Annotated in this window: 21 protein-coding genes; 6 read left to right on the top strand and 15 right to left on the bottom strand. The window is 44.1% G+C overall.

Annotated features, from left to right (window positions below; genetic code table 11):
- Positions 1-68: 68 nt before the first annotated feature.
- On the top strand, positions 69-713 hold the full coding sequence (locus C6Y39_RS18265) for an MOSC domain-containing protein (RefSeq protein ID WP_105932630.1): 645 nt from the start codon (positions 69-71) through the stop codon (positions 711-713).
- On the opposite strand, the gene C6Y39_RS18260 is transcribed toward C6Y39_RS18265, so the two are convergent.
- The 6 genes from C6Y39_RS18260 to C6Y39_RS18235 form a co-directional block, all read right to left on the bottom strand.
- The gene (locus tag C6Y39_RS18260) at positions 700-1146 is read right to left on the bottom strand and encodes a hypothetical protein (protein ID WP_105932629.1); all 447 of its coding nucleotides are present in this window, start codon (positions 1144-1146) and stop codon (positions 700-702) included. The two genes, C6Y39_RS18265 and C6Y39_RS18260, sit on opposite strands and share 14 nt — an antisense overlap.
- 80 nt (positions 1147-1226) lie before the next feature.
- Positions 1227-2279 carry an MBL fold metallo-hydrolase gene (locus C6Y39_RS18255; RefSeq protein WP_105932732.1) on the bottom strand — a complete coding sequence of 351 codons (1053 nt, stop codon included), beginning with the start codon at positions 2277-2279 and terminating at the stop codon, positions 1227-1229.
- A gap of 435 nt (positions 2280-2714) precedes the next feature.
- A complete protein-coding gene (gene rplI / locus C6Y39_RS18250; protein ID WP_012519953.1) occupies positions 2715-3167 on the bottom strand; it encodes a 50S ribosomal protein L9 in 453 nt (150 codons plus the stop codon).
- Positions 3168-3193: 26 nt separating this feature from the next.
- Complete coding sequence (gene rpsR / locus C6Y39_RS18245; RefSeq protein WP_012519954.1) at positions 3194-3421, bottom strand: 30S ribosomal protein S18; 228 nt, start codon at positions 3419-3421, stop codon at positions 3194-3196.
- 11 nt (positions 3422-3432) lie between these two features.
- Complete coding sequence (gene rpsF / locus C6Y39_RS18240; RefSeq protein ID WP_014951120.1) at positions 3433-3834, bottom strand: 30S ribosomal protein S6; 402 nt, start codon at positions 3832-3834, stop codon at positions 3433-3435.
- A 144-nt stretch (positions 3835-3978) separates the two neighbouring features.
- A complete protein-coding gene (locus C6Y39_RS18235) occupies positions 3979-5214 on the bottom strand; it encodes a GAF domain-containing sensor histidine kinase (RefSeq protein WP_105932628.1) in 1236 nt (411 codons plus the stop codon).
- Positions 5215-5484: 270 nt separating this feature from the next.
- Here C6Y39_RS18235 and C6Y39_RS18230 point away from each other — a divergent pair, with 270 nt between their 5' ends.
- From C6Y39_RS18230 to C6Y39_RS18220, 3 genes are all read left to right on the top strand, one after another.
- Complete coding sequence (locus tag C6Y39_RS18230; RefSeq protein WP_105932627.1) at positions 5485-5772, top strand: YebG family protein; 288 nt, start codon at positions 5485-5487, stop codon at positions 5770-5772.
- Between the two features lie 181 nt (positions 5773-5953).
- Entirely contained in the window at positions 5954-6736 is a 783-nt protein-coding gene (locus C6Y39_RS18225; protein ID WP_240618934.1) for an ABC transporter ATP-binding protein, read from the top strand.
- Positions 6736-8055 carry an ABC transporter permease gene (locus C6Y39_RS18220; protein WP_105932625.1) on the top strand — a complete coding sequence of 440 codons (1320 nt, stop codon included), beginning with the start codon at positions 6736-6738 and terminating at the stop codon, positions 8053-8055. Before C6Y39_RS18225 ends, C6Y39_RS18220 begins: the two co-directional genes overlap by 1 nt.
- Positions 8056-8077: 22 nt before the next feature.
- On the opposite strand, the gene C6Y39_RS18215 is transcribed toward C6Y39_RS18220, so the two are convergent.
- From C6Y39_RS18215 to C6Y39_RS18175, 9 genes are all read right to left on the bottom strand, one after another.
- Positions 8078-9661, bottom strand: a complete 1584-nt coding sequence (locus C6Y39_RS18215) for a methyl-accepting chemotaxis protein (RefSeq protein ID WP_105932624.1) — start codon at positions 9659-9661, stop codon at positions 8078-8080.
- A 153-nt stretch (positions 9662-9814) separates the two neighbouring features.
- Positions 9815-11320, bottom strand: coding sequence for a sensor histidine kinase (locus C6Y39_RS18210; RefSeq protein ID WP_105932731.1), 1506 nt, complete (start codon positions 11318-11320; stop codon positions 9815-9817).
- Between the two features lie 73 nt (positions 11321-11393).
- Entirely contained in the window at positions 11394-12476 is a 1083-nt protein-coding gene (locus C6Y39_RS18205) for a methyl-accepting chemotaxis protein (protein WP_105932623.1), read from the bottom strand.
- 147 nt (positions 12477-12623) lie between these two features.
- Complete coding sequence (locus tag C6Y39_RS18920) at positions 12624-13046, bottom strand: hypothetical protein (RefSeq protein WP_240618933.1); 423 nt, start codon at positions 13044-13046, stop codon at positions 12624-12626.
- 37 nt (positions 13047-13083) lie between these two features.
- The gene (locus C6Y39_RS18195; RefSeq protein WP_205664223.1) at positions 13084-14382 is read right to left on the bottom strand and encodes a sulfite oxidase; all 1299 of its coding nucleotides are present in this window, start codon (positions 14380-14382) and stop codon (positions 13084-13086) included.
- A gap of 67 nt (positions 14383-14449) precedes the next feature.
- Positions 14450-15454 carry a YeiH family protein gene (locus C6Y39_RS18190; protein ID WP_105932622.1) on the bottom strand — a complete coding sequence of 335 codons (1005 nt, stop codon included), beginning with the start codon at positions 15452-15454 and terminating at the stop codon, positions 14450-14452.
- A gap of 4 nt (positions 15455-15458) precedes the next feature.
- Positions 15459-16466, bottom strand: a complete 1008-nt coding sequence (locus tag C6Y39_RS18185) for a TauD/TfdA family dioxygenase (RefSeq protein WP_105932621.1) — start codon at positions 16464-16466, stop codon at positions 15459-15461.
- A gap of 9 nt (positions 16467-16475) precedes the next feature.
- Positions 16476-17429 (bottom strand): aldo/keto reductase, encoded by a 954-nt coding sequence (locus C6Y39_RS18180; RefSeq protein WP_105932729.1) that lies wholly within the window; start codon positions 17427-17429, stop codon positions 16476-16478.
- 371 nt (positions 17430-17800) lie between these two features.
- On the bottom strand, positions 17801-18550 hold the full coding sequence (locus tag C6Y39_RS18175; protein ID WP_105932620.1) for a GntR family transcriptional regulator: 750 nt from the start codon (positions 18548-18550) through the stop codon (positions 17801-17803).
- Positions 18551-18648: 98 nt separating this feature from the next.
- On the opposite strand from C6Y39_RS18175, the gene C6Y39_RS18170 reads away from it, so the two are divergent.
- Together C6Y39_RS18170 and C6Y39_RS18165 are read left to right on the top strand one after the other, a co-directional pair.
- Positions 18649-19401 (top strand): sulfite exporter TauE/SafE family protein, encoded by a 753-nt coding sequence (locus C6Y39_RS18170; RefSeq protein WP_105932619.1) that lies wholly within the window; start codon positions 18649-18651, stop codon positions 19399-19401.
- Between the two features lie 171 nt (positions 19402-19572).
- Positions 19573-21639: a glycoside hydrolase family 31 protein gene (locus C6Y39_RS18165; RefSeq protein WP_105932618.1), complete on the top strand. Its 2067-nt coding sequence runs from the start codon at positions 19573-19575 to the stop codon at positions 21637-21639.
- Positions 21640-21655 lie beyond the last annotated feature (16 nt).

Below are 21655 nucleotides of genomic sequence, written 5' to 3'. Positions count from 1 at the left end.
TGTTATAAGGTTAGTCGTACCCTATAATGGAAAGGTTTAAATGCACAAAAATATTTTTCGGAGATTCCATGTCTGCCACATTTGCCGTTAATGCTTTATTCGCTGGAAAACCTCAGCCACTGGGCCCTCGTGGGGCACCAAGTAGTATTGTTAAAAGCCCTGTTGATACGTTAACGGTACACATGGATAGAACCGATGAAGACGAACAAGCCAACAAACGCTTACATGGCGGCCCTGAAAAAGTGCTACATCAGTTCAACCCCACTAATTATCTAACGTTAAGAAAACACTTTCCTGAAGGCGAGTTTTCTCTAGGCAGTATTGGCGAAAACATCAGTGTGGAGGGCATGGACGATGCCACCGTTTATATCGGCGATATCTGGAAATTCGGCGACGTAGAGCTACAAGTGAGTTCGCCGCGCGCGCCCTGCAGTAAAATTTCTCAGCGGTTTAATATTCCGAATTTAGACAGATTTGTGGGCGAACGAGGTATCACTGGCTGGTATTACCGCGTCATAAAAACGGGAACCATAAATCTAGGCGACGAGGTAACATTACTCCACCGAGAAGACAATACGGTTAACGTGCACACGCTGATGCAGTGTGCTCATACCAAAGCCGACAAAGCACTCGCTGGACAACTGGCCCAACTCACTGTTCTTGACGATGAATGGCGGCAGAAATGCGCGAAAATCTCGCTCAAGGCGCGTTGATAGGGCGCTTTTGGGTATAGGTATATAATGAGTAATTTAGATTAGCTTCGTTATCAATGTGATATTGCGACTCGTTGTCCAATATTGGTGATACTTCATTCTCTAAGCGATGGAGAATCGGCTCTAATTTTGAAGGCGTGTTTACATACACCCAAAGCCTGCAGCTTTTGTCGTTGCAATAAAGATAATATCCAACATCTGCTTCAACATAGGATGTGAAAATTTGGTTGAGTGTATTTTTCACCATGGTGCGCTGATAGGTTTTAGAAACTCGGTACTCTAGGTTCATAGTGCAATTGTCTAAGCATGCAGTGAAAGGCGCAGGCGCACGGGTAGGACTTTGGCTAGATAAGTGTATAAAAATCCCCGCGTAGGCGCATAAAGTTACCGAAAACACAATTAACGCCGCAGTTCCAAACTTTAACAAATTCATCCCCTGAATATAAAACCATCCCTTAGTAGATTAAAGAGTAACCACTCCTTTGTGCCCACGCAAGATAATCTTATTAACTCTTAAAAAGATACTTTCCCGCCTTCATTTAAAATAACCCACGGTACAGACGTATTGAGCTGTTGCTTCATTTTCATCAGTCGGAATAGCGCAGAATGTGACGTTTTGTCGCCCATCATCCAGCTAGCATTTCCATACCCCCAGGGCACTACCACTTTACAGCCTAGATCTTCAGCCGCAACAATGGCATCTTCTGGCGTAGTATGGACCTTGCGATACCATTTAGGTGAGGTTTCGCTGAAATAAGACGCTATGGGTAACAAGCACACATCTATGTCACCAAAGCGGTCTTTAATATCTTTGAAGTGCGGAGAATATCCCGTATCGCCTGCAAAAAACAACGTTTTGCCTTCGTGCTCAAATACCCAACCGCCCCACAGTGTTGCATTGTCATCTTCGTATAAATAAGGTACCCAAATCCGGTTACTGAAATGATGGGCTGGCACGAAGTGAATAGAGGTTTTGCCTATCTTTTTGCTGGTATACCACGCCATCTCGTTGATAGTAAAACCTCTATCAGGAAAGTGCTCTGCAAACCCAAGCGGAACTAGGTACGCAGGCGTAGTTCCTAATTCGGCAATATCTGCTTTATTAAAATGATCATAGTGAATATGGGAATAGACTATGGCATCGGTTTGAGCAAGTTTTGCTTCACCTACCTCAGCGGGTTCATTGCGGCTGAACCCTTCGGCCAACCGAAAAGCCCAGTTAACCGGCCAATCAAACTGACCAAACACCGGGTCTATAAGTATTTGCTCACCACCTGTTGTATTAAGTATAAAGCTTGCGTGCCCTAACCAGGTAACGGTAAACCCCGCGCGTAAATTAACCTGCGGATTATTGCCAACGAACTGACAGTTTTGCATGTCGCTTTCACACTTGATATCGGCAGACGCCGGATAGCAATCATCAGTGCAAGTAACGGGATAATCTCTGAAGTCATTGTAAAGATTGCTGAACCTATCCTCGTAGCCAACCTCATCACTGTAAATGACCACCGCACTGCTATCGTCAACTCTCGTTGTTCGATTAGGTGTTGCACACCCAACGAGCATGCAGGTTGATATAAAATAGATGGCGATATACTGCTTCACTTGTTTTAGTCCCTTTATTTCTCGCTCATTAAAGCTTTGCGGCGGAAGTCTACAGTCTAAACAGCACGCTATAATTCACCACCTTTTATTTGTAACAAGACGATAAGAAGATGTGGATGTGTGTATCTGAGTGAAGTATCAATGAGTGACGACTTATCTATTTGATTAGTAATTGTGAATATCAAGCGAAGCGCCGATAGCATTTTTCTTGAACTATCTCTTATACCAATCCGCATAGATAAGTACCGACTCAGAAGGCACTGGCAAGTTTCCTAGAGAAGCGTGGGAATGCAGGAACGGCTGTTCCTTTTATTTTTAGGCAGCAAGCGAGTAGACGTGAATTTACAAGTAAAAAAAAGCCGCTCTAGGAGCGGCTTTTTTCGAATACGTCAGCGATTACGCTTCAGCAATGATGATCACTTTAATTGAAGTGATAACGTCAGAGTGAAGTTGTAAGTCGATGTCATACTCACCAGTCTCGCGAAGAGTACCAGTAGGTAGTTTAACTTCTGCTTTTTGTACTTCAACGCCAGCTGCAGTGATTGCATCAGCGATGTCACGAGTACCAACAGAGCCAAATAGTTTACCTTCGTCACCAGCAGGTGCTGCGATTGTAACTTCAGCAAGCTCAGCAACTTTTTCAGCGCGTGCGTTAGCAGCAGCTAGTTGCTCAGCAATTTTCGCTTCAAGTTCAGCACGACGTGCTTCGAACTTTTCAACGTTGTCTTTAGTTGCAGGAACCGCTTTACCCTGTGGGAAAAGGAAGTTACGAGCGTAACCAGACTTAACAGTCACTTGGTCGCCCAGGCCGCCAAGGTTGGCGATTTTATCTAGTAGGATGATATTCATCTTAGCTAACCCTTATATTCGCCAAATTACTTGTGTGAATCAGTGTACGGAAGCAACGCAAGAAAACGTGCGCGCTTGATCGCAGAAGACAGCTGACGCTGATATTTTGCGCTAGTACCAGTAATACGGCTAGGGACAATTTTACCGCTCTCAGTGATGTAGTTCTTAAGAGTAGCGATATCTTTGTAATCAATCTCAGTCACACCTTCTGCAGTGAAACGGCAGAACTTACGACGTCTGAAAAAACGAGCCATGGGTGATCTCCTTAAGCGTTGTCTTCAGTGGTTTCAGTTTTCTTTTCCGCGCGGTCTTGGCGAGGAGCAGAATCGTCACGACGCTCACGACGAGGCTCTTCTTTCATCATTGGAGAAGGCTCAGTCACAGCAGTCTTAGTGCGCATAACCATGTTACGTAGGATCACGTCGTTGAAACGGAAAGCATTTTCCAATTCATCAACAGCTTCTGCAGATGCTTCAGCATTGATTAGTACGTAGTGGGCTTTGTGCAGCTTTTCAATTGGGTAAGCCAGTTGACGACGGCCCCAATCTTCTAAACGATGAATCTGACCACCGTCTTGCTTAAGAATTGTAGTATAACGCTCGATCATACCAGGTACTTGTTCACTCTGATCAGGGTGAACCATAAATACGATTTCGTAATGACGCATTATAGCTCCTTACGGTTGTAGCCTCGACAGTACAGCCGACTGTATGGAGACAAGGAACGAATTGGGATGGCTGTAAGGGCGCGCATTATACGCACACTTACATCGTTGCACAAGCATTAATCAACAGACCCAGCGTATCTGCGGTTAGTAAGACACGTTTTTGCAAACGTTTGATAGAGGCTGGCTCAATGGGAAGGTAAAAGTAAATTCCGTGTTTTTAGAATCTGAGGAGACTGTTATTGCTCCTTCGTGGGCACTCGCAATTTCGGAGGCAATAAAAAGCCCTAGTCCCAACCCTTCTTTTTTATCGCTCTCTTCTTTGCGCCAAAAAGGCTGGAAAAGCCTAGTCTTAGATTCGTCTGAAATTGCTGTTCCGCTATTAGTTACACTTAATAGAAACTCAGTGTTATTGGTGATTACTTTAACGTAAATAGGTTGGGTCTGATCACCATGGACTAACGCATTTTTCAACAAATTGGAAAGTAACTGGCAAATTCGTTTTTCATCACACACTAAGCCATAGGCAATATCAATATGAATATTTATCGTCGCTTGCGGGTTAGCTGTAGCCAATTCCTCTATTGTGTAATGCAGCTGCTTTGACAGGTCATGTGAAATAGCGAGTTCAACCGGCAACCCCTTACCTACCCGACTATGAGTAAAGTCCATTGCATCTTCTATCAAGCGCGTCATTCTTTGCACGCTATTTTTCATTCGTGAAACAGCTTTAAATACTGGAACTTGTATTGTGCTAGCTATTTCACTGTCTTTTATAACATCGTCTAAAAAGTTAATACCAATTTGAATTGAAGACAAAGGCGTACGAATATCATGACCTAATATAGCGATGTACTGCTCTTGCAGGCGCGTCATCTTTTTCGCATCGTCAAGTTGAGCATGGGTTTGCTCGATATGGTCGCTCAACAGTATTTGATTTGAGATAAGTTTCGCAAACGCACTTATTTGGCCATGAACTTTTGCGTTACGAAGTTCTCTTGGCTCAGGATCTAGACCGCACAAGGTACCGAAGAACTCGCCGTTTGCATCAAAGATAGGATAAGAGAAGTAACTTTCGAATCCGTACATTATAGGTATTGGATTGTCGCGATATTCTTTGTCAGCAGATGCGTGATTTATCACGATTTCTTTTTTACTTGCGCGCACCGTACGACAAAATGTTGTGTCTATTTCTAAGTGATCGCCTGGCATTAGCCCAAAGTCTGCTTTATCTAAAACAGCACACATGGTCCATGCTTGCTCAGTTACTCTAGCGACACAGATAAAACGAAGCTGCAAGCTACTTGCCAATATTTGCATGATGTGTGGGATGGCATCTATTGACACTATCGCCTGAATATCTCTTTGAATTTCCGTGCTCATATCAGTCGCCTTATTAATTCCTTTAATGGGATAAAACAAAGTCGTGTCTGTCTATCCTGTTTGAGCCTATGAGCCAATGGCACTAATAGATGCCATACTGATTGAACCAGCGAAGGTAGTCTTGTAATCAAAAAAACTAATCTATTTTGACTAAAGCATAATACTTGAGTCTATCAACATTATTAAGCAATAATATTTTACCAATTACTGTTTATCTATACAGTTAAATACTGTACAGTTTTTGTCTCTTAAATAAATAGGGGACCTACCATGGCCATTACCACACAGTATGTTGTTACGCACAAAGGGGTAGAAAAATTGGTAACTACCGACAAAAAAGAAGCCGATCAGTACGATAAAATGCTTGATGCAGCAGACAACTTAGCAAACTATATTTACGCTAAAGGCATTAAGCTAGAAGACAGCGTCGTAGAAGAGTTGACAATTATGCTGTCGAAAAACAAAGATAAAATTAGCAAGATATTCAAAGGCGCCACAGCTGAAAGCGTACTTGAAGATGAGAGCGCAGAAGTGGTAAAGCTTCAGGCTAACGGCTAGTTAATTTACGCTTTCCGATTTACTACGTCGTTAGTACAAGCGAATAATAAGATCAATTGCCGCTTTATGGTGATGTTATTTGATAACATCACCATAAAGCGGTAACTTATTTACGGTTGCGATGAGCTGCTTCATCTCTGCTTATTCTAATTTTTTGACGTGTAGACGGGTCGAGCGAAACGTGGATTTAAGTGAAAAAAAGCAAAGGGTTCAACACAGAGAAGTTGAGTGTACTACCGCTATTGAAGTAACTAACTTACAGTTTGCGTATTCTAAAAAGAGTAAACCCATACTCGATATCAAGAAATGGCAGATCCCGAAAGGAGAGCATATATTTCTCTCTGGGCCCTCCGGTAGCGGTAAAAGTACCCTGCTCAACCTACTATGCGGCACGCTAACACCATCAAAGGGTAAAATTTCGTTATTAGAGCAGCCATTCTCTTCGTTATCTAACCGACAAAGAGACACATTTCGAGCGCGCAATATTGGCGTAGTATTTCAGCAGTTCAATCTCATTCCTTATCTTTCTGTTGCGCAAAACATTAACGCTGCGGTCTATTTTGCTAACAATGGGAACTTCAAAAATACGAAAGAGGTTACAGCTGCAACTTATCAGCTGCTGAACCGGCTTCAGTTATCAGATAGTTTGCTACACGCCAAGGCCGATACTCTCAGCATTGGTCAACAACAGCGTGTAGCAATAGCCCGTGCGCTTATTAACGACCCACAATTATTGATTATCGACGAGCCAACATCAGCATTAGACACTGACGCAAGGGACAGCTTTATGTCGTTGCTAAAAGACGTCGCGGCCGACAGTACTATGATATTTGTAAGTCATGACGAGGCAATGAAAAGTTATTTCGAGCATCATTGTAGTATCTCTCAACTAAATGGCTCTCTCGGCAACTCCGCCTCGTCTTCAAGCAAAGATACTACTAATCCTATGCAGGAGCGCGCCTGATGCTCAGCACCATCGCAATAGAAAGTTTAAAGCGCAGGAAAGCAACTGCGATACTTACGATTTTGAGTATAACTATCAGCATTAGTTTGTTGCTTTGCGTAGATATTGTGCGCAATCAGGTAAAAACGAGTTTTACCCGCACCGTTTCCGGCGTAGACCTTATTGTGGGTGCACCAAGTGGGCAGCTCAATTTGCTATTGTCCTCTGTGTTTAATATTGGTACTCCAACAAAAGGCATTGACTATAAAAGTGTTGAGTCGCTTAAGACGAATAACCAAGTTTCTTGGTTAATCCCACTCTCCTTGGGCGATACACATCGAGGATTTAGAGTTGTTGGCACAACTAACAGCTTTTTTGAGCATTTTAAGTATGGTGATATGCAGCATTTGGCCTTATCTGCAGGAGGTGTATTCAACCAGCCTTTATCTGCTGTTATCGGATCTGATATTGCGTCAAAATTAGGTTACGGCGTTGGCGATGAGATGGTCATTTCTCATGGCTTGGGTAATGTTTCATTTAATAACCACGACAAACATCCTTTCGTTGTTTCTGGAGTTTTAGAAAAAACAGGTACACCTGTTGATAAAGCCGTATATGTTACGCTGCAAGGCTTGCAAGAAGCACACTCAGGTTCGCAGCAGGCAACGGCCTCTATAGTGAGGAAGCCGGCCGACAATCATATCAAGACTTCTGATGAGCATGAGCATGAGCATGAGCATGAGCATGATGAGCTTACTCAAGTTAATTACGATAGCGACGCTTTTACGCCACAGTCGGTATCTGTCGTAATGTTAGGGCTTAAAAGCCGTATCACCGCACTACAACTTCAATACCAAATCAATCAAAGTAAAAAAGAGCCGCTAATGGCTATTTTACCAGGCATGGCGCTTGCCGAACTGTGGCAAATAATGGGGAATATTGAAGCCTTACTGTTAGGTTTATCTGGGTTGATTGTCATTTGCGCCTTAATAGGTCTTGCCACTATGCTTTTGGCAACAATGCGCGAGCGCTATCAAGAAATAGCGATTTTAAGAACTATTGGTGCAAGGCCCTTTACATTGCTTTTACTTGTTCAAATTGAAGCTATGTTGCTTACGATAATAAGTGCTGTTTTAAGTATTGGATTAGTGGGAGCGTTAATGAATGCACTCAAGCCGTGGCTTAGCGGCACCTATGGGCTATTTTTAAGTAGCCCATTGTTCGGTAAAAGCAGTGCCATCATCATTTTGTTAATATTAAGCTGTACCTACCTCGTGTCTCTTTTCCCCGCTATTACTGCTTACAAACGCGGGTTACATGCAGGTTTAAGTCAGCATTGATAACCTTATCGTGACAACGGTTTTATTCTCCTACTCTGCGATTTGAACTAAACCGAATAATAAGCTCGTTTACCTGCGTCACAGTTTTACGTAAATCGTCACTTGCAACTAGTGACGCCTCTGATGAGCGCTGGGTCTCTGCCGCACCGTCAGCGACCTCAACCAGCTGTTGATTGATGTGTTCTGCTACAGTACTTTGCTCTTCCACCGCCGAAGACATTTCAACTGTGGCGTCAGCAATACCTTTAACGGCGGTGTTTATTTCAAATAGTGCGCCCCGTGTTTCTTCTACAATAGCGCTGCCGTTCTCGGCAGACGCAAGCCCTTCATTAGAAACCCTCACTGCACGCTCTGAACGCTCAGCCAACTCACTAATAATATTATGAATTTTATCTGTCGACTCTCGGGTCTTTGAAGCTAATGTGCGCACTTCGTCAGCAACGACAGCAAAACCTCGTCCTTGCTCGCCTGCCCTTGCCGCTTCAATTGCAGCATTGAGCGCAAGCAAGTTAGTCTGCTCAGCTATTGTAGAAATTATGTTTGCCGCTTCGCCGATATCAGTCGTTGATTGCGCCAGTTCTGTGACTGTTTTTGAAATAGACTGAACCGCTTCACGCAATTCGACAATCGCTTGCATCGCCTGCTCTGCTTTTTTATTGCCTGTAGCGACATTTTCTGCGGCAGACTGGGCGCTTTTAGCATTGCTTTCTACACGCTCCGCGACTTCTTGAATAGCCTGGCTCATTTGCGTAACCGCAGAGGCAATTTGTTGTGTTGCTTGGTTCTGCTGTACAACCGCTGCGCTGGTCCCTTCCGCTTGCTCGTGAGTTGTTTTGGCGATTCTGTCTAAGCTCGCCGACGCATCCTTAATTCGTGTAAGCGCAGTGCGATTGCGGGCAAGCTCACACCCGAGAGCAAGTTTAACCTTGGCAATATGCGTGGGGTCGGAAAAGTAAGTTTGCGCCACCGTTTCATCGGTATAGCTTTCTGGACTGAGTGAAAGTACTGCACTCCAATCTTTCTTATTTTGTAGCTGTTGAACAGTTATTAATGCTAGCGCTCCGACCAACGCTATCGCCCCGGCCCCTAAGCCATGGGTAACACCAAGTACAGCAATTATAAGTGCACCAATAGCCAAAGACGGAAGTAACTGCTTAAACATATCCGCAAAGCGAGAGACTGGTGATACTGCAGACTTTCCTTGTTGTAACCTGCCATAAATATCGGAAGCTCGCTGAATCTCTTCATTTAAAGCTGGCACTCTAACAGACTCATACCCGACTATAGTTTGCCCTTGATAAACAGGCGTAACAAAGGCTGACACCCAGTAATGATCACCGTTTTTTCGTCGGTTTTTAACCAGCCCTAGCCAACTTTGCCCAGACTCCAAGGTCCGCCACATTTCCTTAAACACCGCTGAAGGCATATCAGGGTGTCTTATGATGTTATGGTTTTTGCCAATCAGTTCATCTCTGTTGAAGCCACTTGCCTCTACAAATTCATCGTTACAATGCTGTATAACGCCACGCTTATCCGTGGAAGAGATAAGGCGATGGTGAGTAGGAAACTTATATTCCTTTTGTGTAATTGGCTGGTTATTTCTCATTTATTACTGTCTCCAATTCGCAAAGCGTGGGTCCGTTTTATTGGAAGCAATGCTTTCTCATAAGACTAGATCATAAAACGCTTCTGTCTAGTGCGGAGAGTAAATTAGAAAAAATTATAATTTTACCAAAAACTTAGAGTAAGGCATTGTACTTTAGATGAAAGGCAAAACGACCGTGACTTTTGTACCTTTGCCCTCATCACTAACGATATCTATCTTGCCATTATGCTCTTCGATAATGGTCATTGAGATTGACATTCCCAATCCGGTCCCCTCACCCACAGGTTTAGTCGTAAAAAAGGGCGTGAATATTTTGTTTTGGACCTCTTGCGACATACCTTCGCCTTCATCATCGATGATAAGGAACAAATTGTATTCGCTCTTTTCTATTCGTAATTCTATTTTTTTATCTTGCGGCGTGGCGTGAATAGCATTGGTTAAAAGGTTAACCAGCACTTGTTGTATTTGACCTGAATTTCCATTGAAGTAAACATCTTCTGCTGGCGCGTCGAACACAACGTTATTACGATATTTATGCAGGTTATTAGTTAGCTTGATAGCCGTGTTCATTGCTTCGATGGCACTAATTTCAGAATACTTTCCCCCACTAGGATAGGAAAAGCTGCGCAGAGCTTTGACTATGTCTATTATTCGCTCTATTCCTTCTTGAGATTCATCAAACATTTCGGTGATTTCTGAAGCGCTTTCACGCAAAGCAAAACGTTTCTCAAGCTGTAAGAACTTTTCTTCTACTTCACCACCCGCAACTATACATAGGCCGCCAATTTCGTCTAGCGCACGTTGATATTCGTTAAAAATATCTTTAGCCACTACAGTATTACTGCGCACATAGCCAATGGGGTTGTTAATTTCATGAGCAATACCGGCGGCAAGTTGCCCAAGCATTGCCATTTTATCTGCACTAACAAGCCTTTCTTCTAAAAAATCGCGGTCTTTTTTAATGCGACTTAATTCGTTTTGCCTAATACTCAGCTCACTCTTTTTATTTTGATATCGGGAGGTGATATTTAAATAGTGCTTTGTTGTGTCTAACACATACAGTGTCTCTTCTTCGAGATGATCATCCTTGGTGAGTAGTACCAACCACGTATATTGGCCTTCTGACATTTCATGCATAAAATGTAGCAAGCGAGCTTCTTGATTTGTGTCTGGCCGCGTTACGACACTCACACACCAATGAGAATAGCTTTCTCTCAACTCTAATGGCGTCTCTTTTAACATTAATTCCGATAAAGCATGAGATGTTACCCAACCTTGTCCATCTACCAAAACACGGTCGTCACCACCTAAGCATAATTTTCCATTTTTAACCGAGAAGGCTTTACCACAATATGCACCGCTAAATTCTACCGCAGACTCAAGGGCTGAAATTATGAGACTTTTCGCAGATTTTGCCTGAGTAAGTTTGGACGCGGTACGATTAAGATAAAGCAGTTCACGTTCCCGCTTCTTTGAGTCGTTGAGGGCTTTTCTTAACGCTTGGTTCGCGAGATACGCATCTTGGGAGTAGGTTTCGAGGAATGACTCGGCGTTTTTTCGCGCCGATTTCTGGCGTTTTAACTGACGCTCTAGGGAATTAACGCGGGCTTCTAACGCTAAAATGCGCTCTTGTTCAGTGGATTTTGATGATTCACTCAATGAGAAGCCCAACGCTGTGTTTGCTAACGAAGAATTTTTGCTGACCTACCAAACTGATACCAGTTTGAATAGGCTAACCAAGTAGCCTATCAAGTAGCGTCATTACCCTTTCGCTTGCCTGTTCCATTTCTAAAAGCTTAGCATCTGATTCATCATCATTGCCATTTTGTTTAGCTTGAATAGCAGCTACGCCGCTGCTATGCACTTTTGCATGTGGTGCATCAATCTCTCTAAAAGCAGCAGTCTGCCCAATAGGTTTACTCGCATTTTCACGATACCATTGCCCTAAACGACAGCTTACGTGGTCGCTAAATTCCGAAAGCGATTTGGTGCTATATCCACACAAGACTGAATAGACATCAGCTTTCCATACTACGTGGTCTAACTTAACAGTTTGAATAAATGTAGCCATTGCACCTTCGCTGATAGTAGATTTCATACTATCGCAGTGCTGTACCATGGTTTCATAACTGCCATTGAGTTGATTGATGCCTTTCTCTAACTGTTCGTTGTTACCGCGAAGCTGATTCACACCAGAAACAGCTTTAGACGTCGACTGGATAATACCGTTAACCAGCTCAGAGACCTCCGTTGCTGATTTGTTTGTCTCAGTCGCTAGTGCGCGAACCTCATCGGCCACTACGCTAAAGCCTCTTCCTGCATCTCCCGCTCGCGCAGCCTCAATCGCCGCATTAAGTGCAAGGAGGTTGGTTTGATCTGAAATGCTTGTAATGGTGGTCACGAACTTGTTGATATTGTCAGCAGTAGTAGATAAGCCAGAAATACGCTCGCTCATACTCCCCATCTGTACATTAAGACCGCTCATATCTGAAACAATTTTGTTCAGTGTAGAAGCTGATTCGCTGAATAAATCATTGATATTCACAATAGATTGGCTTTCTGCATTGATTCGTTCATAAGAACTTAGAACGGTCTCTCTCACACCCTCTAATTGTCTTAGCGCATCTATCAAGCATCTTACTACGGTAGAATCAGCGACCGATGAGCTTTGATTACTCGCAGTTTCTATTGTATTTATTAGCTGGCTGTTTTCAGCTTCGAGTCGCTCAATTTTATCTAGCGCATCTTGAACTCTTGCCTCTAACGCCCGCACTTGAGATTCTTTTTCTTCGTATTTACTGCGAGATACAAACATTTTTTGATTACCAGTGTATTTATGAAATTAATTTTACATTAACAGATTTTCAGGCAATTTACCTATTAGCCTGAAGTAGCGTTGTTATCTAAATATCGGTATAAAATTGAGAAGCTTAAGAAAAAACTCGTCTAAATTCTTTCTAGTTCATTGTTTAGGTAATAAGTGAGGGGAAAGCTGAGGGCGCCTTGCACTTTTTTTCGGTCCGTACCAGGTTGATAAATAATCCAGAATAACAGGTTCAGCTTCTCCTAGAGCCCACAATTTTTGGGTCTCCTGCATCCATCGGATAGTGTCTAACCAGCGCTCTCGACTCATAGCATTTTGTGTAATAAGAGAAGAAGAGTGGCATGCGCTACAATGGGCGAGTACTAGATTAAAGCCTTCTGCTTTCACCAAACCAGACTGGGCGTCTATTTCAGGTTTGGCAACAGTTATTGACGTGCCCTTGATTACCTGTCCTTTTTCGCCCGCCCTCGCATAGCTGGTATGAAATGCGGCAAAAGATAAAATAAAGCCAATAAAAACAAGTAAGCCAGAGATGTACGGTTGTCTATTGAGATTATTCACGAAGCACTCGCCCTTTCAAAAACTGGGATCATTACTTTCACACAACGCGAATAGCAATTCGATGACAGGCGTTATTTAAGTAACCTTTGGGGTTCCACCCGGGCAAAACCATAGGCTGTGCTTTTCCATGTTCGTCTTGTGCTTTCGCCCACACCTCATAATAGCCTTGTTGAGGAAAATTAACCTGTGCACGAAATTGCTGCCACGCATGCCTGTTTGCTGGCGCACTCAAATGAGCCAACTGCCATGTTTGCCCAAAATCAATAGAGGTAAACACCTTGGCTATTTTGCCCTCGCCACTCCAAGCATGACCGCGAACGTCTAGCTTCTTTGCCAGAGGGTGGTCGCTGCCAGACTTAGGGAACGTAATTAGCGACTTAACCGGCATGGCTTCAATAATACACATGTCCTCTTCGGCGACTTTAGCGCCAGGTGCGACAGGTTTACATGGAACCCGATAGGCCTTTCCTAGCATTTTCGCACCGTCGTGAATGCGATCTCGAATAACTATTTTCTTAAGCCATTTTCCTGACGTTGATGCAGGCCAGCCGCCAAATACAAGTCGAAGCGGATAGCCGTTCATTAAGGGAAGCGGTTCATCATTCATTGCCCATGCGATTAACGACTCATCTTCCATCGCTTTGTCGATGGGCACGCCACGTGAAATAGCCGCTTTGCCCGGCGTTCGGCTTAAATGTTGATCGTCACCGTAATAACCAATGTAAACCGCATCATCCTTTACTCCCACTGATTCTAGTACGTCTTTGAGCCGTACCCCAGTCCATCTTGGACAGCCTACCGCCCCCGTTGTCCACTGATTACCTGTGGCTGCCGGAGAGAACTCGGCACGCCCGTTTCCACCGCACTCTAGCGTTAGCTGATAGGTATAATGCTTAAATTGAGCTTTAAGCTCTTCAAGGGTAAAGGTCTTCGACTGTGCTGCAGACTCCCCTTCAATAGTAAGCGTCCAGCTGTTTGCATCTGGTGCTTGCGGGGGAATACCGTTATTTCTCACGAAAAAGCGCGAGGCGGGTGTCACCGCATCATCCAATAAATGTGCGGGGGTTTCTGCGTTTAGTGGTCTGTCGTTGAGTATGGTTAAGCCATCCTTGCCATCTATAGAAAATGGCGTTTCTGACTGGGCAAATGCAGCAGGAATAAAACCTGCCGGCATAAATTGACCATAAACGACTTCAGCGCCAAGCAACAAAGACAGGGACTTCAGGCCTTTAATAAAACCGCGCCGGGTCAGCGTGTTGCTAGTTCGCTGAAAAACCTGTTCGTCGGCTTTTACAGGGTCTTTAGCATAAAGTTCGTGAAGACCGTGTTTTTTCACTTAGACCACCTTATCGATACAAACGCATTATGTGCAGAACGTGCAGCTGTAAAATGATGAACTGCCTTTACATGGCATAAAGAAAACCAAGAATAAGCAGCGCAATCCATAGGGTTTCAACGACTATCATGACAATGGGGAGCACACCCACTTCGGCAAGCTTGCCCAGGTTTGATTTCATGCCGATAGCAGTAATGGAAACCACCAGAAAGAAACGAGAAACCTGCGTGCCTGCTTCAATCACAAATTCAGGTAACGTTACAAAACTATTGAGCAGCATTAACGTAATAAACCCGATGAGAAACAGCGGCATTTTAGGTACTTCACCGCCCTCAGCTTGGGTATTGGTTTTATAGAAACGCTTGATGACAAGCATCATGATCAATACCACCGGCATGAGCATGGCAACGCGAACCAATTTGGTCAGTGTCGCCATATCACCAGCGCTTTCTGACACTGAGTAACCTGCACCTACTACCTGTGCTACATCGTGAATTGTACCGCCTAGAAAGATGCCAGCTTCGGTATCTGTCATACCTAGCTGCCCAGCAATTATCGGGTAAAGCACCATGGCAATAGTAGACATAGCCGTTACGCCGATAACGGTAAGTAACGTATCTCGCTCGTGGTTTTCACCTTTCGGAAGAATAGTAGAGATGGCAAGGGCTGCAGAGGCTCCGCAAATAGCGACGGAGCCACCAGTAAGCGCTCCGAAACGCTTTTGAAGTCCTAATAATTTTGCCAGTCCCACACCCAAAACAATAGTGGTGAATATGGCGCCAGCGAGCATGAGTGCTGTTTGCCAACCTAATACCGCTAAATCACCTAGGGCTATTCTTAAGCCAAGCAAAACGACACCCGCGCGAAGCAGCGTACTTGCAGTAAAGTCGATACCGCAAGCGCATGGCGTATCGTTTTGATAAAGAAACGATACCGCCATGCCTAACAATAATGCGAACAACATAGCAGGGGCATTGTAGTGCTCACTTAAAAACAGCGCCGCCATGCCTGTGATGGTAGCAATACCCAGCCCAGGCCAAATGTTTTTACACTTTACTGCTATGTCATTCATGCCATCATCGCTCTGACGCAACCAAGGCCACAAGTACTACACGCTTGCGGTCACCAGAGTAAGGACGACGCCCGTGCATTGCGCGATAATTATCAACAATTGCTACGTCTCCATCTTGCCACTCTAAGTCAAACGTAAAGTCTTCTGATAGCTCAGCTACACGCTCTAACCCCTCTTTTGGGATAGCGCTACCGTCGCCGAACGTTATTGCTGAGGATGGGTTCTCGCGAACGCCTTTCCAGCCCATATAGGCTGCGATAAGTTGGTTATAAAACACTTCAGAGCCGTCTTCTAACTCGATGACCGCAGGCAGTACGGGAGTGATAGCTTTTAAGCTGCCATCTTCCAACCATTCCCAGCTATAACCTAATTCTTTAAGTTTAGCCTCGCCTTCTTCCACCGTCTCAACGCTAAGCGTACTTTTCCAACTGCGCCCTTGACCAGAATTGGCATCATTTGCTGCTGGCATTGTGGTCGTGTACTTCAGCCCCTTCTCTTTGAAATCGTTTGCTAGTGCTGGGTTTTCAGCTTTCAACGCTTCAAATAATTTATCTGAGCGACACAGGGGCGTTGCTCCTCCTTCATCCGCTGCAGTTTTACAGAAGAAAAAAAGCTTACTGGGAGAAATAGGCGTTTGCGCCATTTCGTGATGAAGAAAAATTTCAACATCTTTAGGCGCTTCGTTTGCGGTAAACACCCGTTCGGTATAATTGATACGCACCGCGTTAGACAGCGACTCTTGGTAAGTAAAGTTAGGATAGCCGAAGCCTGCTGAAAAAACGTCAAAGGTCTCTGCCGAATCAAGAGGAAACCCTCTGAAAAGCAGCGCACCAGATTTAGCAAGCTTTGCTTCAAGTTCTGCTTGATTTGCTTTAACAAAGGCAACGGTTTCCTCTACGGTGGAACAGTTTTCATTGTTCACGACTATTTCAGGGAATACGCCGCCGTTATAGTTGTGCTGTGTAGGTACGCTTGCATACGCTACCGCAGAGCTGTCATTGACGTTTTTCATAATTTACTCCTAGTCGTAAATGGGGTGGAAACGATTAAAGGCTGCTTCGCAGAAGTGACCCGGATCGTTAAATCGACGGTTCATGTTTAACGCAGAAATTGCCTGCATTTCACTGTCGCTAAGTGAGAAATCGAAAAGCGCCAAGTTTTCTTTCATACGTTCCACTTTTGACGTTTTCGGAATAATGGCGTTACCGCGCTGAATACCCCAACGCAATACAATTTGCGCTGGCGTTTTATCATGGGCTTTTGCCGCAGCTTTTACTACGCTTTGCTCTAGCACTGATTCCGTCTGATCAGCCATTTCAAGCTCTAAGTATGAAAGCGCACCTAAAGGAGAGAACGCAGTGACGTTTAAACCATAGTCTTTCGCTAAGCGAATTAAACGTTCTTGGGTAAGATAGGGGTGAGATTCAATTTGCAGCATGACCGGCTTGATACGCGCGTAACTCATTAGGTCGTTAAGCAAGCCTGTGTTGTAGTTGCATACACCTATTTGTTTAATTTTCCCCTTATCCGCTAGCGCCTCCATGGCTTCCCATGTTTTGTGAAGCGGTACAGGAGCAAGCTCCATTTTAGGTTCAGCAGCATCTGGTTCGTAGAACCATTCAGGCGGGTATCGTGTTTCGATTGGCACGAATTTTTGCGCAATTGGGAAATGGATTAGGTATAAATCTAGGTAGTCTAGCTGTAAATCAGATAGCGTTTTTTCAAGCGCCAGCTCAACGTGTTCTGGGGCGTGGAAGGTATTCCAAAGCTTTGATGTTACCCACAACTCTTCTCTGGTACATAAACCATCATCAATTGCGCGCTTTATACCTTCGCCCACTTCTTTTTCATTACCATAGTCTGCTGCGCAATCTAAATGGCGATAGCCAGCTTTGATGGCTTGATAAGTTATTTCGGCACAAATGGCAGTATCTACTTTCCAAAAGCCAAAACCTACCTCTGGTATCTTATTCATTGTTTCATTCACCTTAGAATTTGTTGCATTAAGCTAATTTGTTTTACTTTATCAGTATGCTCTTGTATAAATTCAGCTTCAAACTTTAGTCTTGTATAAGACATAAGTTATTACACAGACATTGTTATGTCAACAAACTGTTAACAAGCTAAATAAAAAGATTAGCGCTAGCATCAAGGTACCTGAATTGATACATGCCGTAAGCTTTTTAATTCAGGCCGTGGGTAACTTAGAGTAGTAGCAACCTAGGGGGCGGCTTTCTAGCGTGAAGAATGAGCGACAGAAGAAGCAAAACAGAAGATAATGTAAGCGAAAAGCGCAAAGCCACCGTCTAGATGACTCAGCCTGGAGGTTCCTTAGGGTGTATCAAATTAATCAAGTTCAACTTGATAATGATAATGGTCGGTTCTGCACTTACTTTCGCGATACTCAATTAACTTGCCGTCAATAGATTCAGTAACGCGGGTGACCAAAAGTAATGGTGTTCCTTTTTCAATACCCAAGCTTTTCGCATCACTTTTTGACGCAAGAACAGCCTTGATGCTGTCACGGGTTTTAAAAACAGTTTGGTTATAGTCAGTCTGATAAAAATGGTACAACGTGTGAGGAATGTCTTCACGTTTTTCGATATCAAGAAACATTTTGGAAGGCAGGAAAATAGTCTCTAGCATACAAAATTCGTTTTCTAGTATGCGCCTGCGTTTAAGCTTCACGGTTTTATCCTTTGCCGTTAAAGCAAGGGCCCCCTGTACCGTTTCATTAGGCTCTACCAGCTCTTTGCTTATTAGCTCTGCTTTAGGTAAGTCAGCACCCTTTCCGTCGGCTTGCAATGGAAAGAAACGAAATAATGCATCTTGAGCGGTATGTTCAGAAACGAATGTACCAACGCCTTGCCTGCGGGTTACAATTTTAGTGTCAGTAAGCAGTGTTAACGCTTTGCGAACCGTTCCCTGACTCACGTTGAATTCATCAGCAAGTTTGAACTCACTAGGCAGCATTTCACCGGGTTGCCATCGACGCTCAACTATAAGCTGCTTGATATATTCAGCTACCTGTTGGTATAGAGGCTGAAAGGCAAGACTTGGACCGCTGAGTTTGTGATCGAATTGAGATGAAGACATGAACCCTAACCTAAATGCTTAATTTTTGTTTTTATATCATACACAAGAGTTATAGCGCATTTTTGATTTAAATCACATACATCATAGGAATAACGTAAATGCTTTTGGAAACAATGCTGCCCATGTTTGCGCTGCTAGGTCTTGCGACGCTCCTGCAAACCCTTAGCGGGTTTGGGTTTGGGTTAATGGTGGTATCTAGCTTTACCTTATTCGGCATTATGCCGCTTACCGCGACAACATTTATGGTGAGCTTTTTAAGCCTTTTTAATTCGGTTAGCTTAGTTGCCAAAAATCGTAACCAAATTAATTCGCGTGCATTTAAAATAATACTTATTAGCGGCATTCCTTTTATGGCGATTGGTTATGCGCTACTAGAATACTTATCGATAGGTATGGCTACGTGGTTAAACCTGTTACTAGGCTTCGCTATTTTAAGCTGCTGCGGCCTACTTTTAATAAAGAGAAAACAAGTACAACCATCAGGCCGCGCTTTTGGTTTCTCTATTGCGGGCGCCTTAGGAGGGCTGCTCGGCGGTCTTTTCTCGACCTTTGGCCCTCCTGTGGTGTTTCAGTGTTATCGTCAAACATGGCCGATAAATGAAATACGCACTACATTGTTGGCCGTATTTAGCGTAACCGCATTGATACGTCTTGCCATAGTACCTTTCGGCACACTCCCCTCGATAGACGTTGTGATTTCTGCACTACTCGCAGTGCCAGTCATTCTTATATTTACACGAGTAGGCCGCGTGCTGGCTGCGCGAGTGTCAGCATCTTCAGTGAGATTACTGGCGTTAACCATGCTCGCGCTAAGTGGCGTTACGCTAATTGTGAAAAACATAAGCTTTTAAGCCCTTTTAACCCAAACTTCAGTGATAAGGAACAGAACTTAATAAGCTACAAACGCATCACAGCGAAGCCACCCCGAATCTAAATCTTCATAATTTACTAATTGCAGATTGACACCTAAGTTACATTTCATTAACTTATGTCTTATATAAGACATCAAGGGTAATGTAAAAATGAGTAACGCTTTTTGTGTAACTGAGCCAGATTGGAACGATATTAAAGCCGCTGACATTACTGAGCAGCCCTTTTTGTCTGACGATAAAACACTTATCGTCCCTACGCAACACGGCGAGTTGAGCCTAAGTATCAGCCAGTTTGGTTTACGTATTCAAAGTGATGCAAACATAACTGATGACTTTGGAATGCTTACACAAGCACCCGATAGACAAACATTGGTACTTTCCGGTGATAAGTCTCACAGTACTCTGGCAGCAGGTGACTATCGATTAGAAATTTTTGCCGCTCCTCTTCATTTCAAACTATATAAAAATGACGTTTTAGTTCAGCAAAGCGCCACTGACGGCCACTTTGTGCGACAGCATCGCTTACCGCCGTTTGCTAAAACTGACAAGGGTTGGTTAGTAAGTTTAGAGCTAAGCTACGACGAAGCTGTTTATGGACTTGGCGAGAAATGGGGCAAGCTTGATAAACGCGGCCAACTTATTCGCTCGTACAATCATGATGCCTTGGGCGTAAACGCAGAGAAGTCATACAAAAATACGCCTTACGCGTGGAGCCCAGAAGGTTGGAACCTTTTTGTACACACGCCTGCTCCCGTTACTCATGGTGTAGGATATGCGCTCTGGTCACAGCGAGCGTATGTGTGCTTGGTTGAAGATGAAGTACTCGACATATTCTTGTTCCATCAAGACTCGCCAGCTAAAAGCCTTCAAACCTACAGCGAATTAACAGGCTTTGCGCCAACGCCGCCTACGTGGAGTTTGGGCGTCATTCTTTCTAAGGCATATTATAAAGATGCTGATGAGCTACTCGCCGTTGCCCGAGAGGTGCGCGAAAAGAATATGCCTTGCGATGTAATAACACTCGATGGCCGCGCATGGCAAGACACCGATACCCGCTTTGCTTTTGAGTGGGACCCTAAGCGCTACGAAGATCCACAGCCGGTTATTGATGAGCTTAAAGCCCTAGGTTTCAAAATCTGCGTATGGGAATACCCCATGATTTCAGTGAAAAACCCACTCTATAAAAAAGCTGCAGAAAAAGGCTGGCTGATAAAAGACAAACGCACTGGCGAAGCGTATCGCTATGAATGGGATTTAAGCCCATTTGGTGAGGTACTTACACCGCTACCAGACTCAGGTATTTTAGACTTTACTAATCCCGAAGCTTACGAGTTTTGGAAAACCTCGCATAAACCGCTTTTTGATCTTGGCGTAGACATGATCAAAGCCGACTTTGGCGAGCAGCTAGAAGACGACAATATGCTGTCTTACAGCGGTGATTCAGGCAATCGTCTGCACAACGTTTACAGTATGCTCTACAACCGCTGTGTCTATGAGGCGGCCGAGGCTTACTGCAAAACTGGCCCGTTCTTATTTAGCCGTTCAGCATGGACGGGAAGCCAGCGTTATCCTTCACAGTGGGGCGGCGATCCACAAGCCGATTGGCACGGGCTCGCAGCAAGTATTCGTGGCAGCCTGTCTTGGGGAATGTCAGGCGGACCTTTTTTCGCCACGGATATCGGTGGTTTTTACAAAGATACCCGAGATGCAGAGCTATATGTCAGATGGGCGCAAGCGTCGGTATTTAGCGCACACATGCGATTGCACGGCATTGGTCCTCGCGAACCCTGGTCTTATGGTGATGAAGCTTCAGATGCAGTGTTTAACGCATTAAAGCTACGCTACAAGCTTATTCCTTATTTAAAAGAAACCGCAGAAAAGGCATCTCTTACGGGCCTTCCAGTTCAGCGCGCCATGGCGTTAGCCTTTCCTGATCAGCCGCTTTCTCACAGTTTTGAACAACAATTTATGTGCGGTGATGATTTACTTGTCGTACCTTGTGTTGTGCCTGGCGGAAAAATTAAGTACTACTTGCCAAAAGGTGAATGGGTGCGTTTTGGTACCGATGACGTCGTGCAAGGAGAACAATATAAGGAAGAAATACTTGCACTTAATGATGTGGCAGTGTTCATCCAAAAAGGCAGTCGCATTGTCATGGGCCCAGATGTTCAACATACCGATATGGATATGTCAAAGACGACACACTGGCCAGCATAGCGAATAGGAGCAGTAC

Source organism: Alteromonas gracilis, assembly GCF_002993325.1.
Lineage (GTDB): Bacteria > Pseudomonadota > Gammaproteobacteria > Enterobacterales > Alteromonadaceae > Alteromonas > Alteromonas gracilis.
The sequence above is the reverse complement of the archived record's forward strand: the minus strand, read 5'-3'. Positions and strand labels throughout refer to the sequence as shown.

Bases quoted from the DNA above. Each gene is read 5' to 3' on its own strand.
- C6Y39_RS18265 (WP_105932630.1), top strand. From the start codon at position 69: ATGTCTGCCACATTTGCCGTTAATGCTTTATTCGCTGGAAAACCTCAG.
- C6Y39_RS18260 (WP_105932629.1), bottom strand. From the start codon at position 1,146: ATGAATTTGTTAAAGTTTGGAACTGCGGCGTTAATTGTGTTTTCGGTA.
- C6Y39_RS18255 (WP_105932732.1), bottom strand. From the start codon at position 2,279: ATGCTCGTTGGGTGTGCAACACCTAATCGAACAACGAGAGTTGACGAT.
- rplI (WP_012519953.1), bottom strand. From the start codon at position 3,167: ATGAATATCATCCTACTAGATAAAATCGCCAACCTTGGCGGCCTGGGC.
- rpsR (WP_012519954.1), bottom strand. From the start codon at position 3,421: ATGGCTCGTTTTTTCAGACGTCGTAAGTTCTGCCGTTTCACTGCAGAA.
- rpsF (WP_014951120.1), bottom strand. From the start codon at position 3,834: ATGCGTCATTACGAAATCGTATTTATGGTTCACCCTGATCAGAGTGAA.
- C6Y39_RS18235 (WP_105932628.1), bottom strand. From the start codon at position 5,214: ATGAGCACGGAAATTCAAAGAGATATTCAGGCGATAGTGTCAATAGAT.
- C6Y39_RS18230 (WP_105932627.1), top strand. From the start codon at position 5,485: ATGGCCATTACCACACAGTATGTTGTTACGCACAAAGGGGTAGAAAAA.
- C6Y39_RS18220 (WP_105932625.1), top strand. From the start codon at position 6,736: ATGCTCAGCACCATCGCAATAGAAAGTTTAAAGCGCAGGAAAGCAACT.
- C6Y39_RS18215 (WP_105932624.1), bottom strand. From the start codon at position 9,661: ATGAGAAATAACCAGCCAATTACACAAAAGGAATATAAGTTTCCTACT.
- C6Y39_RS18205 (WP_105932623.1), bottom strand. From the start codon at position 12,476: ATGTTTGTATCTCGCAGTAAATACGAAGAAAAAGAATCTCAAGTGCGG.
- C6Y39_RS18190 (WP_105932622.1), bottom strand. From the start codon at position 15,454: ATGAATGACATAGCAGTAAAGTGTAAAAACATTTGGCCTGGGCTGGGT.
- C6Y39_RS18185 (WP_105932621.1), bottom strand. From the start codon at position 16,466: ATGAAAAACGTCAATGACAGCTCTGCGGTAGCGTATGCAAGCGTACCT.
- C6Y39_RS18180 (WP_105932729.1), bottom strand. From the start codon at position 17,429: ATGAATAAGATACCAGAGGTAGGTTTTGGCTTTTGGAAAGTAGATACT.
- C6Y39_RS18175 (WP_105932620.1), bottom strand. From the start codon at position 18,550: ATGTCTTCATCTCAATTCGATCACAAACTCAGCGGTCCAAGTCTTGCC.
- C6Y39_RS18170 (WP_105932619.1), top strand. From the start codon at position 18,649: ATGCTTTTGGAAACAATGCTGCCCATGTTTGCGCTGCTAGGTCTTGCG.
- C6Y39_RS18165 (WP_105932618.1), top strand. From the start codon at position 19,573: ATGAGTAACGCTTTTTGTGTAACTGAGCCAGATTGGAACGATATTAAA.